This is a genomic window from Acinetobacter sp. RIT698 (assembly GCF_009668065.1).
GTDB lineage: Bacteria > Pseudomonadota > Gammaproteobacteria > Pseudomonadales > Moraxellaceae > Acinetobacter > Acinetobacter guillouiae.
Window position 1 is genome coordinate 1 of the sequence record NZ_WJYH01000073.1, and the last position, 16356, is coordinate 16356.

General features: G+C 36.8%; 15 protein-coding genes. 9 read left to right on the forward strand and 6 right to left on the reverse strand.

Going from position 1 to position 16356, the window contains the following annotated elements; translation table 11 throughout:
* Positions 1 to 102: 102 nt before the first annotated feature.
* Positions 103 to 336, reverse strand: a complete 234-nt coding sequence (locus tag GJV03_RS19990) for a hypothetical protein (RefSeq protein ID WP_004719607.1) — start codon at positions 334 to 336, stop codon at positions 103 to 105.
* Positions 337 to 558: 222 nt separating this feature from the next.
* Here GJV03_RS19990 and GJV03_RS19995 point away from each other — a divergent pair, with 222 nt between their 5' ends.
* A complete protein-coding gene (locus tag GJV03_RS19995) occupies positions 559 to 915 on the forward strand; it encodes a hypothetical protein (RefSeq protein WP_004719608.1) in 357 nt (118 codons plus the stop codon).
* Positions 916 to 1193: 278 nt separating this feature from the next.
* A complete protein-coding gene (locus GJV03_RS20000) occupies positions 1194 to 1520 on the forward strand; it encodes a hypothetical protein (RefSeq protein WP_154130956.1) in 327 nt (108 codons plus the stop codon).
* Positions 1521 to 1530: 10 nt separating this feature from the next.
* On the opposite strand, the gene GJV03_RS20005 is transcribed toward GJV03_RS20000, so the two are convergent.
* Complete coding sequence (locus tag GJV03_RS20005) at positions 1531 to 3141, reverse strand: pitrilysin family protein (protein ID WP_154130957.1); 1611 nt, start codon at positions 3139 to 3141, stop codon at positions 1531 to 1533.
* A 13-nt stretch (positions 3142 to 3154) separates the two neighbouring features.
* Positions 3155 to 4549: a pitrilysin family protein gene (locus GJV03_RS20010; RefSeq protein ID WP_056511802.1), complete on the reverse strand. Its 1395-nt coding sequence runs from the start codon at positions 4547 to 4549 to the stop codon at positions 3155 to 3157.
* A gap of 176 nt (positions 4550 to 4725) precedes the next feature.
* Between GJV03_RS20010 and ftsY the strand changes: the two genes are divergently transcribed.
* From ftsY to GJV03_RS20035, 5 genes are all read left to right on the forward strand, one after another.
* Positions 4726 to 5832, forward strand: a complete 1107-nt coding sequence (gene ftsY, locus GJV03_RS20015; RefSeq protein ID WP_154130958.1) for a signal recognition particle-docking protein FtsY — start codon at positions 4726 to 4728, stop codon at positions 5830 to 5832.
* 474 nt (positions 5833 to 6306) lie between these two features.
* Positions 6307 to 6900: a nitroreductase family protein gene (locus tag GJV03_RS20020; protein ID WP_004719619.1), complete on the forward strand. Its 594-nt coding sequence runs from the start codon at positions 6307 to 6309 to the stop codon at positions 6898 to 6900.
* A 638-nt stretch (positions 6901 to 7538) separates the two neighbouring features.
* The gene (locus GJV03_RS20025; protein ID WP_154130959.1) at positions 7539 to 9701 is read left to right on the forward strand and encodes a malate synthase G; all 2163 of its coding nucleotides are present in this window, start codon (positions 7539 to 7541) and stop codon (positions 9699 to 9701) included.
* A 190-nt stretch (positions 9702 to 9891) separates the two neighbouring features.
* The gene (locus GJV03_RS20030) at positions 9892 to 10512 is read left to right on the forward strand and encodes a 2OG-Fe(II) oxygenase (RefSeq protein ID WP_151957978.1); all 621 of its coding nucleotides are present in this window, start codon (positions 9892 to 9894) and stop codon (positions 10510 to 10512) included.
* Between the two features lie 144 nt (positions 10513 to 10656).
* Positions 10657 to 11328 carry an SOS response-associated peptidase family protein gene (locus GJV03_RS20035; RefSeq protein ID WP_154130960.1) on the forward strand — a complete coding sequence of 224 codons (672 nt, stop codon included), beginning with the start codon at positions 10657 to 10659 and terminating at the stop codon, positions 11326 to 11328.
* 3 nt (positions 11329 to 11331) lie between these two features.
* Here the strand turns inward: GJV03_RS20035 and GJV03_RS20040 are convergent, their stop codons facing one another.
* On the reverse strand, positions 11332 to 11796 hold the full coding sequence (locus tag GJV03_RS20040; RefSeq protein WP_004719627.1) for a MarR family winged helix-turn-helix transcriptional regulator: 465 nt from the start codon (positions 11794 to 11796) through the stop codon (positions 11332 to 11334).
* 962 nt (positions 11797 to 12758) lie between these two features.
* Between GJV03_RS20040 and GJV03_RS20045 the strand changes: the two genes are divergently transcribed.
* Entirely contained in the window at positions 12759 to 14300 is a 1542-nt protein-coding gene (locus GJV03_RS20045) for a transporter associated domain-containing protein (RefSeq protein ID WP_004719629.1), read from the forward strand.
* 126 nt (positions 14301 to 14426) lie between these two features.
* On the opposite strand, the gene GJV03_RS20050 is transcribed toward GJV03_RS20045, so the two are convergent.
* Positions 14427 to 15284: an alpha/beta fold hydrolase gene (locus tag GJV03_RS20050; protein WP_004719631.1), complete on the reverse strand. Its 858-nt coding sequence runs from the start codon at positions 15282 to 15284 to the stop codon at positions 14427 to 14429.
* A gap of 126 nt (positions 15285 to 15410) precedes the next feature.
* On the opposite strand from GJV03_RS20050, the gene GJV03_RS20055 reads away from it, so the two are divergent.
* Positions 15411 to 15869, forward strand: coding sequence for a hypothetical protein (locus GJV03_RS20055; protein ID WP_004719633.1), 459 nt, complete (start codon positions 15411 to 15413; stop codon positions 15867 to 15869).
* Between the two features lie 53 nt (positions 15870 to 15922).
* Here GJV03_RS20055 and GJV03_RS20060 read toward each other — a convergent pair whose 3' ends face one another.
* Positions 15923 to 16159: a hypothetical protein gene (locus tag GJV03_RS20060; protein WP_004719635.1), complete on the reverse strand. Its 237-nt coding sequence runs from the start codon at positions 16157 to 16159 to the stop codon at positions 15923 to 15925.
* Between the last annotated feature and the right edge of the window lie 197 nt (positions 16160 to 16356).

A 16356-nucleotide genomic window follows, 5' to 3' on the forward strand; every position in this document is an offset into this window, starting at 1 on the left:
CGTAAGCATTTATTAAAACAATAAAAAATGTATTGAAAGCGTAATGATTTATTAAAAATAAAAGAATAGGGGTTAAAAAAACGCCACCTAGGTGACGTTTTATTATGCTTGCATGGTTGCCATCTTTTGCCAATATTGGGCTTTTAGAGAATCACGTTCAACGCGGAAACCTTGGTAGTAAAGTTCTGCAAGAAACATTGCTGCTTTACCATGACCCGCTTTCGCCGCATCTTCTAATGCTTTTACCGCTTCTACAAAGTTCATTTCACACTGGATTGTATTTACAGCATCTGCATAAACATGTTCTAAGTCTTGGTGAGAGATTTGATGAATCATATATAACTCCTTATTGTAATTATGATCTTTTAACATAGCTCCCCAACGGAGCTTATACTTAACTAATCTAACTTAACTTTATTAAACTAATATTACAATTAGCCTTGTTTGTCAAGTGATTTGAAATCTATGCTTGACGAAGATAAGATTACATGATTAAACATTAATCAGAAATAATATTTATTAAAATCAATATGAGAATTAAGACAAAGGGAGAGCAAAATGACAAACACTATAGATGGCTTTATTTTTGATGTACCCGCTGCTGAGTCTCAGATCGTAGAATTAGCTCAGTATCACCGTAAACAACTGGATGAGGCAATTTATCATCAAGAAATCCATCTTGGGGATTATTGTTTAGCCCAGCGTAAACGCGTGTACGATTATACCCGAAACTTAAATCCAGTGCAAAAAGCAGGCTTTTACCGGATCTATGATGGTGAATTAAGGCGTCTTGCTGATGATGATGATTTGCATCCAGCGCATGCAGAGGGTGGAGTGAGTATCTTTGCTGTCAGTATTGCATTGGCAATTATTGCGATCATTTTGTATTTTGCATTTTTGAGAGCAATTATTTAATCATGCAATTTATGCGTTAAGCGCTATTGTTCTCTAAACATTCATAAAGCTCTCGTCTTTTATTAGAGGAGAGCTTTCATTTTGTCGATAAATTATTTTTGCTGTTGCAGAGTTTGTCGGTTACGGTTTGGTTGTTATCGTGTGCTTGGCATATTTTTTCAAGATATCAATGACGATTGAAGATGGCTGTATACTTGAGAATACAGATAAAATGTAGCTTAGAAAGCGCTATATTTTTATGATCAGAGTGATAAACTATCCATAATTAGAGGTAGTTCATGCGTAAATTCAAAGATTATTTTCAAAAATTGTATAGTTCTTTTCCTGTGGAAAAAATCTTGAATTCTTTTGTTGTTGTGATCATCGTGCTGATGATTTTTCTTGCAACATTGGCATTAACACGCCCAATTAATCCAGATCAATACAAATATGTGGTGCAATATTCACAACAGGCAGCCAATCCTAAGACGCAAAAGATTGCCAATCAATTGCGCCGCCAAGATTGTATTTATGTGGTTGAATATTTACGCCTACTACGCGCCTATCATTTTGAAAATCAACAAGTAAAACGATATCCTGCGGTGGATAGTAAGGATCCACAATAACTGATAATACTCATTTGCCTGGTTCAGCTTGCGGGCGAATTGTTTTTTGAATGATCAATGTTGGGACATCTGGCATGGCTTGTGTATCCACTTGTTTATTTTGATTTGTACTGGATTGATCTGGGTTGGCTAAATCAGCACTTACCATGTCTTTTAATTCATTCTGATCCAGTGTTGGTGCAACAACAACCAAGGTGAGACGATCCGCACGAAGATGTTTTTGAATGGCTTTTTGAACTTGTTTGGTGGTGACTTGGCTCAATTGCTTTTGATATTGGGTCAAATAATCCGCAGGAAGTTGATAAAAACCAATCGATGCGATTTGTGCATTGATATTGGCATTGGAACTAAAGGTCATTGGGAAAGAACGTAACATGCCTTCTTTGGTTTCTTCGAGCTGTTTTCTTTGGATTGGATTTTTTACAAAATCACGTAAGGCTTGATGTGCAACTTTGATACTGTCCATCAATTGATTTTGTTCAGTGGAATAACTCAAACTGAAAAAACCCTGAGCCAATGTGGAGGTCAAATTACTATAGGCTCCATAGGTATAACCCCGTTTAACCCGAAGTTCTTTCATTAAAATTGAATTAAATCCGCTTCCGCCAAACATTTGATTGGCAACCTCTAATGCAACACGATCAGGATCACTGCGTTGAATAGCCAAGTGTCCCAACATCACATTGGCTTGAGTTGAGTTAAATGGGATGTAATGGATATTAAAATCACTTTGATCTTGTGGTTCAGGAAGTGCTTGTGCAGCTTCACCTTGGGTTAGATTTTGACTGATTAAATTGGCCAGTTGGGTTGCATCGGCTGAAGTTAAATTACCAGTAATCGCAATATTCATGTTTTGGGCAACAAGCAGTTTTTGTCTATAAGCCCTAAGTAGTTCTGGGGTAATTTTTTTAAGGCTCCCATTGGTTCCCACAGTGGGTTCGGCATAAGGATGTTGTCCATATAACGCACGATAAAAGCGAATATTCATAATCCGACTTGGATTTTCTTGGATTTGCTTCTGCCCAACCTTGGTATTATTTAGCACAAGATTTAAACCCGATGGATTAAATTGTGCATGATTCAGCACATGCAACATGGTATTGATAGCAGGGTTTAATTTTTCAGGATCTGACAAGACCCGGAGTCGGACGACAAACATATCACGGTACGCGGTAACGCTAAATTGAGCGCCTAATCCTTCAAATGTGGACGCGATTTCTTTTGCTGTGTATTGATCTGTGCCTTCAGTGATCAGCTTGGCTGCCATATTTGCCATACCATACAGACCTTTTCCTAGTGCTTCATCCTGTGACGAACCTGCATTAAAGGTGAGTTGAATATCCACAATAGGTAGGTCGGTGGCTGAAACAAACAGTGTTCTGACTTTTTGGTTGTTGGAGAGGTCTTGAACAAAGGGCGCTTGGTACTGTTGATGTTTATCAAGATTTTTTAAGCTTTGTAAAGTCGAATTTGCCTTAAGTGCGGAATCATCTATAACCGCATCGGTTTCATCATGATTGTCTAACTCAACCTCTGCATGGTTAAGGGGGGAGTAGAGTAAGCTGATGAACACAAACAAGGGTATTTTTATCGAATAGGTCGAGAATGGATTAAAATTCATGAGAGATCCTTTTTTATTCTTTTGTACTTTCAGGCATTAAATACAAACTACTCAGATTGGCTTTGACAAAATAAATATTGGCAATTCGTTGTAAATCTTGTGGTGTCACTTTGTCATAATGTTTGGGTAATTCATCCATTAAACGAAAACTTAGGCCGTTTACTTCCAAATTCCCAATCATATTGGCTTGTCCACCAATATCATCCTGACTATAGATTAAATTTGAAACGAAGTTGTTTTTGACACGATCGAGTTCAGCTTGATTGACTAATTCTGTTTTAAATAAATTCATCTCTTTTTCAATCGCTTTTTGTGCCTCATCCAGAGAAACATCATCACTTGGGATCGCGGAAATCATAAATAAACTGTCGCCACGATTATAGGGGTCATAACTGACACTGATTGCGGTCAGCACTTTTTTATCTCGAATCAGACGGTCTTGTAAGCGTGCGGAGATACCGCCATCCAGTAAGGACTGGATAATGGTCAGTGCGTAGGCATCTTGTGGGTTTTTTGCTGTAGCAATGGATTTGACATTCCAAGCCATAAACAAGTTGGGGACTTGTACTGGCAACTGCACTTCCATATGCCGATAACCCATTCGATCAAACTCTAAAACATCATTACGGTCAGGAAGCTCCTTTTTGGGAATTGCCGCAAAATATTTTTCAACCTGTTTAAGTGCCTGTTCTGCATTGACATCTCCCACAATTACCAAGGTCGCATTATTGGGGGTGTACCAAGTTTGATACCAATGTTTAAGATCATCCAGACGAATATTCTGTAGGTTTTTCATAAAGCCAATCACCGGTTGACGATGGTGACTGGTTGGATAGGCGATCCATTTAAAACGTTCGTAGGCTAGATTTCGTGGATTATCATCAGTCCTTTGTCGTCTTTCCTCCATAACCACTTTGATTTCAGGATCAAAGTCTTGTTGTTTGAGGACCAGATTTGTCATACGGTCTGCTTCAAGTTCCAAAGCCAATGGAAAATACTTCTTGGGGTAAAGCTGATAATAGTTGGTGTAATTTGTATATGTGGCAGCGTTGGTGCGGCCACCATAAATTCGACTCAAACGCGCAAACTCATCATCAGGAACTTTTTTGGTTCCTTTAAACATCATATGTTCAAGCACATGCGAAATACCCAGTACATTACCTGACTCATCACTACTTCCCACGCCGTACCAGATTTGGGTCATAACAATTGGTGAACGATGATCTTCACGGATAATCACTTTTAAACCATTTTTCAGTGTGGTTTCAAAGGTGGTCCTAGAAAGTTGGCTTTGAGGTGCTGCCTGAAGTTGCGTATTTACCGTGTTAAAAGATAAAAATAAGAGTGGCGCAAGGATAACTTTGGATTGTCTAAGAAGATTTAAGAATTTAGATTTCAGAATATACACAGATAACCCAAAAATTTATTTTAAATTTAGAACTATTCTTAAAAAATTAATGATTTAAAGCAAGGCTGGAATGTTGCATTTTGGTTTGCTTGTTTTATCGCTGCTTTAACGCTAAAAATGATGCAATCTATGCTAAACTCATTCTTTTTTAACGCTATGCTTTTCAAGGAATCGGCATGCAAGAACAGCAAAATAAATTCTTGATTGATGCGGATATCGGGGATGACGATGTCACATTACCTAGTTTACCAGCCGTCAATGTGCCTATTATTGAAAATAATGTAGAAACACCTAAAACGGAACCTGTTCAAACTGAGAGCCAAGACGCACAGATTGAATCAACAGATGAAAAATCTAAAGGTGGCTTTTTTAGCCGCATGAAAGAAGGTTTGACCAAATCACGTAAAAGCCTTGCCGATGGTATGGTCAATATTCTGATTGGTGGTAAAGAAATTGATGATGAGTTGCTCGAAGAAGTAGAAGAGCAACTTTTGGTTGCTGATATCGGGGTAGAGGCGACTAAAACCATTATTGCGAATTTGACTGAGCGTACAGAACGTGGTGATTTGATTTACTCACATTCATTGTATAAAGCGCTACAAGAAGAGCTGGTTGCTTTACTTGCACCTCGGGTAAAACCATTGCATATCGATCCCAATAAAAATCCATTTGTGATTTTGGTGGTGGGTGTAAATGGTGTGGGTAAAACCACCACGATTGGTAAATTAGCCAAACGTTTACAAGGTGAAGGCAAGAAAGTCATGCTTGCAGCAGGAGATACCTTCCGTGCAGCGGCAACTGAACAACTTCAGATCTGGGGTGAACGTAACAATATTGCTGTCGTGGCTCAAGGACACGGTGCAGATAGTGCTTCAGTCATTTTTGATGCTTTTGAAAGCGCACGTGCCAAAGGTGTGGACGTTTTAATTGCTGATACAGCAGGGCGTTTGCATAACAAAAGTAACTTAATGTCTGAGTTGACTAAAGTAAAACGTGTGATGCAAAAAATTGATGCAACTGCGCCACATGAAGTGATGTTGGTGGTGGATGCTGGTACTGGTCAAAACGCGATTAACCAAGTTGAAATGTTTGACGAAGCTGTAGGCTTAACAGGTTTAACCATTACCAAATTAGATGGAACGGCAAAGGGTGGTGTGTTGTTTAATATTGCCAGTCGTACTCATGTACCAATTCGATATATTGGTGTGGGTGAGAAGATTGATGATTTACGTCCATTCTCTGCAAAATCATTTGTCGCTGCACTGTTTGAAACAGATAAGTAATTTAGATAACTATTTATCTTAAATGAGACTCCGCTTTATGCGGAGTTTTTTATTTTCTAAGATTGGGGTTGATGGTGGTATGTTATTGAAAGAAGGCATCATAAGAATGTCATCAAGTTGTACTTTAATGTGATGTCTAGAATCGTATGTCCAGATTTGCAATATTTTTACCACAAAACAAGCAATGAAAAGTATATAGGATATTTGCCATATTCTTATCGTTGTAAAGCTCAAAGCAATAGGCTGAGTTTAATGGTAAATTTTAATTGAATTGTTTGATTAATAAATACTTTAATTGCAATTTAAAAGGGAACCACATAAACACGGTAGCATTTAAAAATTCCCAATTTCACATATTGTTCTAAATATAGAACACATTGTTATGTATATAAGCATGACGAAACTAAGAATGATGCAATACACTCAAACCATGTTAAATAACACGACCCATTTGGTCATAGAAGGATTAACACCATGTCATTTTTAAATCAAATCAAACAACGCCGTACAATTTATGCAATTGGTAGAGATTTAAGCTTAGACCAAGCGAAAATTGAAGAAATCATCAAAGATGCAATCAAGCATAGCCCATCCTCATTTAACTCACAGTCTTCTCGTGCTGTGATTTTATTTGGTGATTCACATGTTAAATTCTGGACAATCGTTTTAGAAACTTTACGTAAAATCGTTCCAGCTGAAGCATTTGAAGGAACTTCGGGTAAAATTAACAGCTTTATCGCTGGTGCTGGTTCAGTGTTGTTTTATGAAGATTTAAGTGTGATCAAAGCTTTACAAGAACAATTCCCATTATATGCAGACAATTTCCCAGTATGGTCTGAGCATTCAACAGGTATTGCACAATTTGCAACTTGGACTGCATTGGCTGAAGCGGGTATTGGTGCATCTTTACAACATTATAATCCAATCGTAGATGAAGAAGTGGCGGCAACATTTGATGTACCTGCTGACTGGAAACTTCGCGCACAATTAGTATTTGGTTCAATCGAAGCACCAGCGGGCGAAAAAACATTTATTGATGATGCAACACGTTTTAAAACTTTTAACTAAGTGAAACATTTTGTTTTAAGCTGAGGTCTATTGCTTATTTAGCTTAGACCTTGCTATTCCAGAAACCTGTTTAGAATGTAAATTTTAAACAGGTTTTTTATGTGCAGTGCGTTATCCCTGCTTGTCGCCAGACAATAGGTAGAAGCCGTATGATTAAATAATCTAAAAAAGCTTAAGTGGTTTAAAAAATTATGCGATTCCATCTTGTTGCTAAAGATTCTAATCATCTAAATTGAAACAATAAGATGAGATTTGAACAAACAGAAAAAAATATAAGTGAATCGAACAATTCTTTACACAGAATTATGGATTGGTTTTATCGACATTTAGCGCTATTCATGGCTTAATCTTTGCTCAAGGAATAAAAGTGTATAAAAAAATGGGGAAATTAGGGTTGATTCAGCACTTTGGTCTAATTTAGACATTTTAAAAAATTTATACACTGTTAAAAAGCGATTTAAGTTGATGATTTAGTTGATGGTGTTGCTGTATTTTTGATCGTTATTTTTTAAGTTAATATAGCTATTTTTTTTAATTAAAATGATCACTATTTAGCAATGTGATAATACTATTCAGCATGGTTTAAATCGGTATACTAGAAACTCTTGTTATAAAAAGTAGCAATATCAGGAAAGACAATGACTGCACGTATTCAAAAAGGCAAGTTAGCGATTGCTAAAGAACTTTACGATTTCATCGAAAATGAAGCACTACCAGGTTCTGGTTTAGATAGTGAAACATACTGGAAAAACTTTGAGCAAGTTGTTGTCGATCTTAGCCCTAAGAATAAGGCGCTTTTAGCGAAGCGTGACGAGATTCAGGCTAAAATTGATGAATGGCACCGCAACAATAAATTTGAACTTCAAGCTTATAAAGCTTTCCTTAAAGAAATTGGCTACTTATTACCAGAAGTAGAAGATTTTCAAATCAGTACAGAAAATGTAGATGAAGAAATCGCATTATTGGCTGGTTCGCAATTGGTGGTACCTGTGCGTAATGCACGTTATTGCTTAAATGCGGCAAATGCACGTTGGGGTTCTTTATACGATGCGCTTTACGGTTTTGACGTGATCTCTGAAGAAGGTGGCGCGGAAAAAGGTAAAGGCTATAACCCAGTTCGTGGCGATAAAGTTATCGCATTTGCTAAGAATTTCTTAAATGAAACATTCCCATTGGCAAAAGGTTCACATGCAGATGCAACAAAATATGCTGTTGAAGGCAAAAAACTTGTTGTAACCCTTAAAGATGGTTCAACCTCGACTTTGGCGAAAGAATCACAATTTGTCGGTTTTAATGGCGACGAATCTGCACCCGTTGAAATTGTACTTTTAAATAACGGCTTACATGTTGTTATTGAAATTGATGCAAATAGCCCAGTGGGTAAAACTGATGCGGCTGGTGTTAAAGATCTTGTTTTAGAAGCTGCTGTTACCACGATTCAAGATTTGGAAGACTCGATTGCTGCTGTAGATGCAGAAGAGAAAGTAGAAGGCTACCGTAATTGGTTAGGTCTAATGAAAGGTACGCTTGAAGAGTCAATTGAGAAGAACGGTAAAACCGTGACGCGTACATTGAATAAAGATCGTACACATAAGAACTTGATCGGTGGTGAAACAACACTTCATGGTCGTTCATTGATGCTTCTTCGTAACGTTGGTCATTTAATGACGAACCCTGCGATCCTTGTAGATGGTGCTGAAATTTACGAAGGTATTATGGATGCTTTAATTACACCATTATTGACTTTCGCAGACATCAAAGGTCAAAACGAAAACAAAAACTCTCGTAAAGGGTCAATGTATATCGTTAAACCAAAAATGCATGGTCCAGAAGAAGTTGCATTTGCTGTTGAATTGTTTGAACGTTCTGAACAAGCACTTGGCTTACCAGCGAAAACTTTGAAAATCGGGATTATGGATGAAGAACGCCGTACATCTGTAAACTTGAAAAACTGTATTGCACAAGCGAAAGACCGTACTATTTTCATCAATACTGGTTTCATGGACCGTACAGGTGATGAAATTCATACCTTTATGGAAGCAGGTCCTTTCGTTCGTAAAGGCGAAGTGAAAAGCCAAATTTGGTTCCCAGCTTATGAAAACCGTAATGTTATGGTCGGTCTACAAGCAGGTTTACGTGGTAAAGCACAGATTGGTAAAGGTATGTGGCCTAAACCTGACATGCTTTTAGACATGTATAAAACCAAAATTGAACATCCTGAAGCAGGTGCGAGCTGTGCATGGGTTCCTTCACCATCAGGTGCTGTGATTCACGCGATTCATTATCATCAATGTAATGTTTCAGCACGCCAACAAGAGTTATTGAAAACTGAAGCGCTTCCGTTAGATGACTTGTTGACACCGCCTTTAGCGACAGATACAAACTGGACTGAAGAAGAGAAGACCAAAGAGCTTGAAAATAACCTTCAAGGTATCTTGGGTTATGTTGTTCGTTGGGTTGATTTAGGTGTGGGTTGTTCTAAAGTGCCAGACATTAATAATGTCGGTTTAATGGAAGACCGTGCAACGTTACGTATTTCTTCTCAGCACGTTGCGAACTGGTTACGTCATGGTATTGTGACTAAAGCGCAAGTTGAAGAAGTTATGCAGCGTATGGCGAAGATTGTTGATGTGCAAAATGCTAACGATCCTGAATATAGCAACATGGCGCCTGGTTTTGACGGTTATGCATATAAAGCTGCTTATGATTTAGTATTCAAAGGTGGTGAACAGCCGTCTGGTTATACTGAGCCACTATTGCATGCGTATCGCTTAAAGTTAAAAGGCTATACAGGCGATTAACTTTATCGTCTAATTTATCCTATTCGATTATCAATAAAGCCTCTTCGGAGGCTTTATTCTTTTTATAGTTCACTTTAAATGTTGCTTTGCTTTCATATATAAAATTTGTAGACCCGACTTTGAGTTTTAAGCCAATAATATAAAATCTCTGATACAATTTAAGGGAATTAATCATTAAGCTGAATTATAAATGACATCAATTCTGAAATTAGATGCGCTGAAAAATGCTGAAGTTGCAAGTACGCCTTATCCGTATTTTGTGGTTGAAAATGCTTTGGCTGACAGTGAAGTCCAGGCAGTAATCCAAGACTTTCCTAAAATTGAACAGGGCGGAAGCTTTAACATCGAAGATGTAGAAATTAAGCCTAATTTTGATCGCTTTCTAAAATCATTGGATACACCTGAATTTCGTCAAATTTTAACAGATAAATTTGATGTCAATGTGATGGAACATCCGATGATGATTACTTTACGTGGCTACTCTCGTCAAAAAGATGGGCGAATTCATAGTGATTCAAAAAGCAAATTGTTGACGGTTTTAATCTATTTAAATGAATCTTGGGATGCGCCGAATGGACGTTTACGTATTCTCAATGATGACAAAGACATCAATAACTATGTGACTGAAATCAATGCAGGACCAGGCTCACTGGTTGCATTTAAAGTGACTGACAATGGTTGGCATGGCTATATTCCTTATGAAGGGCAACGTCAATCTATTCAAATTAACTTTTTGACTAGCGAAAAAGCCAATGCAAAACATAAGTTTTTCCATGGTTTAAGCGCCAAAATGAAAAAGATTTTTGGATAAAAGCAAAGAGGATAAATTTCGGTTTATCCTCAATTTAAATCGCGAGCTGTCTCAAGTTTTTATCAATGTCTAAGGTTCTTATCAATGGATAGCGCGATAGATAGATTCAACAATTATAAATTAATCATTTAAAATCTTATTATTATGTGTGCTAATTTTAAACCGATCAGCTTAATACAAGTTCAGCAGCTTGGCTTACCCGCGTTACCTTTCTCTTATGAAGATGAAATATTTCCAAGCTTTCAAACGCCGTTGTTATTTAAATCCGATCAAGGGATGGAATGGCGTTTAGTTAACTTTGGTTTAGTGCCAAAATGGGCTGAGGATAAAGACGCGGCAAAACATACTTATAATGCAAGAAATGAAACGCTTATGGAAAAGCGCAGTTTTGTCGATGCTTTTAGCAAGTGCCAATTTGGTGTGATCCCCGTGACAGAGTTCTATGAATCCAAATACATCAATGGCCGACCACAGCGTTGGGGGGTAAGGCGTAAAGATGGTCAAGCTTTTTATATTGCGGCATTGTATGAGATTACCCGATTAAAAAACGGTGAAGTTGTTCGTTCAGCTACCATGATCAGTATGGACGCCCACACCCATCCGATGATGAGTGAATTCCATGAACCTCGAACAGATAAGCGTTCGGTGGTAGTCATTCCACATCATCGACTTGATGAGTGGTTGGGCTTACAACAGCCCAATATTTCGAGTTTTATTGAGGGTTTCCCTGTGGCGGAGTTTGAGTGTTTTTATTGCCCCAAAATATCAAATAACAAAAACTCGCCACAGTTGAACATCTTTGATGAAGAATCTTAAGGATTAATGTGCAAGATTCTTAAAGATGATTTTTAAATTTTCCATGGTTTTTTCAATTTGTAGTGGTGTTAAGCCGTCAAATGACTGTTCAAGTACAACACTCATTAAATCATTAATTTTTAGCGTCATTTGTTGACCAGCTTCTGTTAAATGTACTCGTGTAATACGTGCATCATGTTCACAAGAGTAGGTATCCACAAAGCCTTCCTCTTTTAAGCGATAAACAATTTTAGTCGTCGTCGACATTTTTGAAACGATCATTTCCGAAAGCTCAGAAACACTTGCATCTGGTTTGGCTTCTAAAGCAACTAATAATCGTCGTCTAGAGTTGTCTACCCCATACTTTTTAAGTACGTGATCTAAATTTAAAACATACTGAGAATGAACTTGGCTGATCCAATAGTATGGGAAATTTTCGATATTAAAATTTTCAGCTGCAGGTAAAAATTTTGCATATTTTTTAGTCATTTAGAGGTCCCTGTTTTTTGTAATTATTGCCATATATTAAGCGGTAATCATATTTTACTTTGAATACTTGAATCAATATGTGATAGATCACTTAATGAAAAAAACAAGTAAAATCGACGAAATGTAAATTTTGCTTGAACCAAACTTAAGTTAAAGTATTCAGTAAAGGCATTGTATAACTGTCTTAAATTAGATAAAAAGTAGTAATACCTTGCGTAAATTTAGTCGCTTCTTCATGCAATTTAGAATGAACAGAGTTCATTCTCTAGTTGTTAGTGTGGAATCGAAAGTTTCAAAACAACCGCAAAGGTTGATTTTATTGAAAGTCATTGAATGTCCCTGTGTCATAGTGGCTCCTCCTACGTATATTTCAGCTTGCTTAAGTATGAAAATTACCAAGAAGATGTTGTTAAAAGCAAGCTTATTAGTTAAAAAAAATAACATCTGATGTTATTTTAACTGAAAAATAAGAAAAATCAACTTGGCTTTACTGTTAATAATTAGATTTGATTACGTCATAATGGGAATAAATCTAAGTATTTCCTCCCTAAATGCCCATATATCCGATTGAAAATCATTAATTAAATTAAAGCGATTTATACCGTTAGAAGGTAAATAGCATTTAATAACTATAGTTATACACAATTTATATTGAAAAAAGCTAATGACATTTTTGTTAGATTGAGTGAAAAATAATTTGAATAAGATGAATCGGCATCTGTAAAGCATCGAATTGATCATGCGAGGCAGGGATTACTTACAATTCACCCGTATCGCGAGGTTATTCATAAGAAAAATCTTAAATAAATGTAAAATTTTTGTGAAAATTAATTACAACTGCAAGATATTGTGCATAATTAATCTAATTTAGTTGAAAAGGTTTCATTCATGGATCCGTCGTCGTGTAGGTCAAATTTATTTTTCTTCTTATATATTGATAATAATAAGCAGGAGCTCTAATAATGGAATTTTTATTAGACCCTGGAATTTGGGTTGGTCTTTTAACCCTAATTGTTTTAGAAATTGTACTGGGTATTGATAACCTGGTCTTTATCGCCATTCTTGCAGATAAACTTCCTCCTGAACAACGAGACAAAGCACGTATTATTGGCTTATCTTTAGCCTTAATTATGCGTTTAGGCTTGCTGTCTATTATTTCGTGGCTGGTCACATTAACCAAGCCTTTAATCGCTTTTGGCGGGTTGTCTTTCTCAGGTCGAGACTTAATTTTATTATTCGGTGGACTGTTCCTCGTCTATAAAGCCGTCACTGAACTACATGAAAAAATGGAAGGCAAACCTGAGGTTAAAAGTTCAGGTGCAGTTGTTTATGCAAGCTTCTGGGCAGTTGTGGCGCAAATCATCGTTTTAGACGCAGTATTCTCTCTTGATTCGGTGATTACCGCGATTGGTATGGTCGACAATATCTATGTGATGATGGCCGCTGTAACGATTGCTGTGGTTGTGATGTTGATTGCTTCTAAACCGTTAACAGCATTTGTCAATAAGCATCCGACAGTCGTGATTCTATGTTTAAGTTTCTTATTGTTGATTGGTGTGAGTTTAATCGCTGAAGGTTTTGGTTTCCATATTCCGAAAGGCTATATTTACTCGGGTATTGGTGTGGCAATTTTAATTGAAGCCTTTAACCAATTTTCCAGCCGTAATGTTGAAAAGCATCAGTCGAAAACGCCGTTGCGTCATCGTACCGCAGACTCAATCTTAAAATTGATGGGAAGTAAGCTGGATGCAGATTTATTACAAAGCCCTGAAGCTTTAGCTGCTCAAAAAGCCTTTGGTGATGAAGAACGCTATATGGTTGGTGGTGTATTGACACTTGCTGAACGTTCAGTTGCCTCAATTATGACGCCAAGAAATCAAATTTCGTGGATTAATCTTGAAGATGATGCGGAAAGTATTCGTCAGCAAATCTTGGCTGTACCACATAGTTTATTCCCAGTATGTCGCGGACAATTGGATAAAGTGGTTACGGTTGTACGTGCTAAAGAGTTAATTGATGTACTGGATGAACCAGAACAATTACAAGCCTTGCTTAAACGTAGTCGTCCGATTTTTATTTTTGAAAAAATGAAAGTGATTGATGCTATTCATACTTTAAGAACGTCTAAGGGTTCTTTGGTCTTGGTGAGTAACGAATTTGGTAATATCCAAGGTTTGATTTCTCCGTTGGATGTGTTTGAAGCAATTGCGGGTGAATTCCCAGATGCAGATGAACAGTTAGAGTTGATCAAACTGAATGATACAACGTGGAAAGCATCAGGTATGCTTGACTTGTATCAGCTTGAGCTGGAACTTGGCATGTTGGATCTAGTTCAAGAAGACTCAGGTTACTTTAGCGTAGCAGGTTTGATTTTAGACAAAACTCAAGGCGAAGCAAAAGTAGGCACTCAGATTGAACAAGAGGGTATTTGGTTTGAAGTCATCGAAATGGATGAAAATCGGATCAAGACGGTAAAAATTACCCGTCCAGAGCAATTTTCGTAACTGTTTTACGATTAAATCGCAAGCAGATATAAAAAACTAAAAAAAATGCCTCATTAATGAGGCATTTTTTTTAAATAAAAAGAGCACTTAGATAGGATTACTTATCTAAGTACTTAAAACTAAAAATTAATTTAAAATATTTTGTGCCATTGTTGGCCATAAATTTTGATGTGACTTCTTAAACATTAACATATGACCAATGGCTTTATGACCTGTATCTTTCGGTTTAAGCTCTATCATTTCTGTGGTGGCTTTTGGATACAAGCGAAGTAAGTCTTTGACATTGGCTTCAGTGGCGATCTCATCATCCGATGACCAATACACCGTAATTGGGCATTGAATTTCGTTGTGATAGTCCTCGAAAATCGTTTTACCTATAGCGTTCATCACATAACCGGGTTTACTGCAAAATTCAGCCCATTGTTTTGCAACATTTTTGGGTAAATTTTCTCCCATGCCTAAAAACTTGGTTGCGCCATAGCCTTTGACTAAGCTTGAAACAGGGAAGATCATTTTAAACATGACAGGCGCCATACGTTTGGTTCGCCCTTTAAGTCCTTTTACATGTCCTGTAGAGCCTGAAATTGCAATCACTTGTGCCACTTTCTTGTAATTAGAAACAATGCCTAGTAATTGTCCTCCAGCACTATGACCTAAGAGTATGACTTGTTCTTTGCCTGTTTTATTCAGCAATGTTTCAATAGCAGCAGGAATATCCAGTTGTCCCCAGTCTTGGATACTTACAGTGGACTGACGAATAGGACCATGTAAGGACTCACCTATACCACGAAAATCGAAGACCAGCACATCTGAACCTTGTTGGGCAAGCCATTCTATAAAATGATGATAGAAACCTTGGGTAATACCTGTTGCAGGACAAACCAAAATAGGCAATTGATGGGTTGATTGTTTTGCCGGATAAAAACGTGCAGTTAAGCTATAGCTATCTGCACAAGTTATGGTTAAATTTTCAAATGTATTCATGACAATTCAATGGGTATGCTTTAATGATTACTTTACATAAGTTCTAAAAAGAAACTTGATGAAAGTATGACTTATGAGTCAAAGGTAATATAAATATTTTAAGCTGTTGGAATTAGGATGTTTTAAATGGATTTAGTGTGTTTAAGTTTGTCGGTAAAGTTAGCTTTAATATTTAGTGGGATTTATCTATGGGTGGGTATGCTAACAGGGGTTTGGAAATATTACCAAATTAGTCGATCAGAAATGGCTCGAGCTCATTATTATGTCGATATCGCACATCGCAGTAGCTTGCTTTATGCTCCAGCCACTTTGATTTTAGCGGTGATGGCCTATTGTTCAAGCTGGACAGAAACCACAAATTTAATATTTGTCTTGATTAATTTATTCTTTTTTAGCTTTTCAATTGCCAGTTATGTTTTGCATGGTTTTTTAAAAGATACGACAAATCAATTCAAAGAACCGCACCAATTAGGAACAATGCACTTACCGAAAATATTGTTACGTATCGCAATGCTGTTATTGGTACTCGGGGAGATTGTTGCGACTGGAGGATTATTACTAGGAATGTTTAATACTTTGTTTTAATACTTAAATTTTTATGATTTTCTTATTTAAGATGGATGCATGGCATCCATCTTTTATTCTGTAATCTTCGCGAGTTTACGAGATTTATGATCGACTACATCCCAAACATAGAAGGCAGCAGAAACGACTAATGCATAGGCAAAAAATTCAGGTTTTAAATTGCCTTGAATGAGTCCATGAATAAACAGAGTCACTAAAAGTGCAAGTGTTGTACTTAGATAGATGACCAGTTTTGTATTTGTCTTCAAAGAATTAATGAAGACTTGCTTATTGAAATGTATTGATAACATCCCCATTCCTCCTGTCTGCTCGACAAAAACCACATTGTTTTAGTCTGGATTGGTTTATTCAGTTGTACCATATCTAATTATTATTTCAAGAGCAAATAGCTCTATTATTCAAAATAATTATGACATATTTATTACAAGTGATGATTATTTTATAAAAAATGAAAATATAAGTGATTTTTTTGATAAATGATGTAATT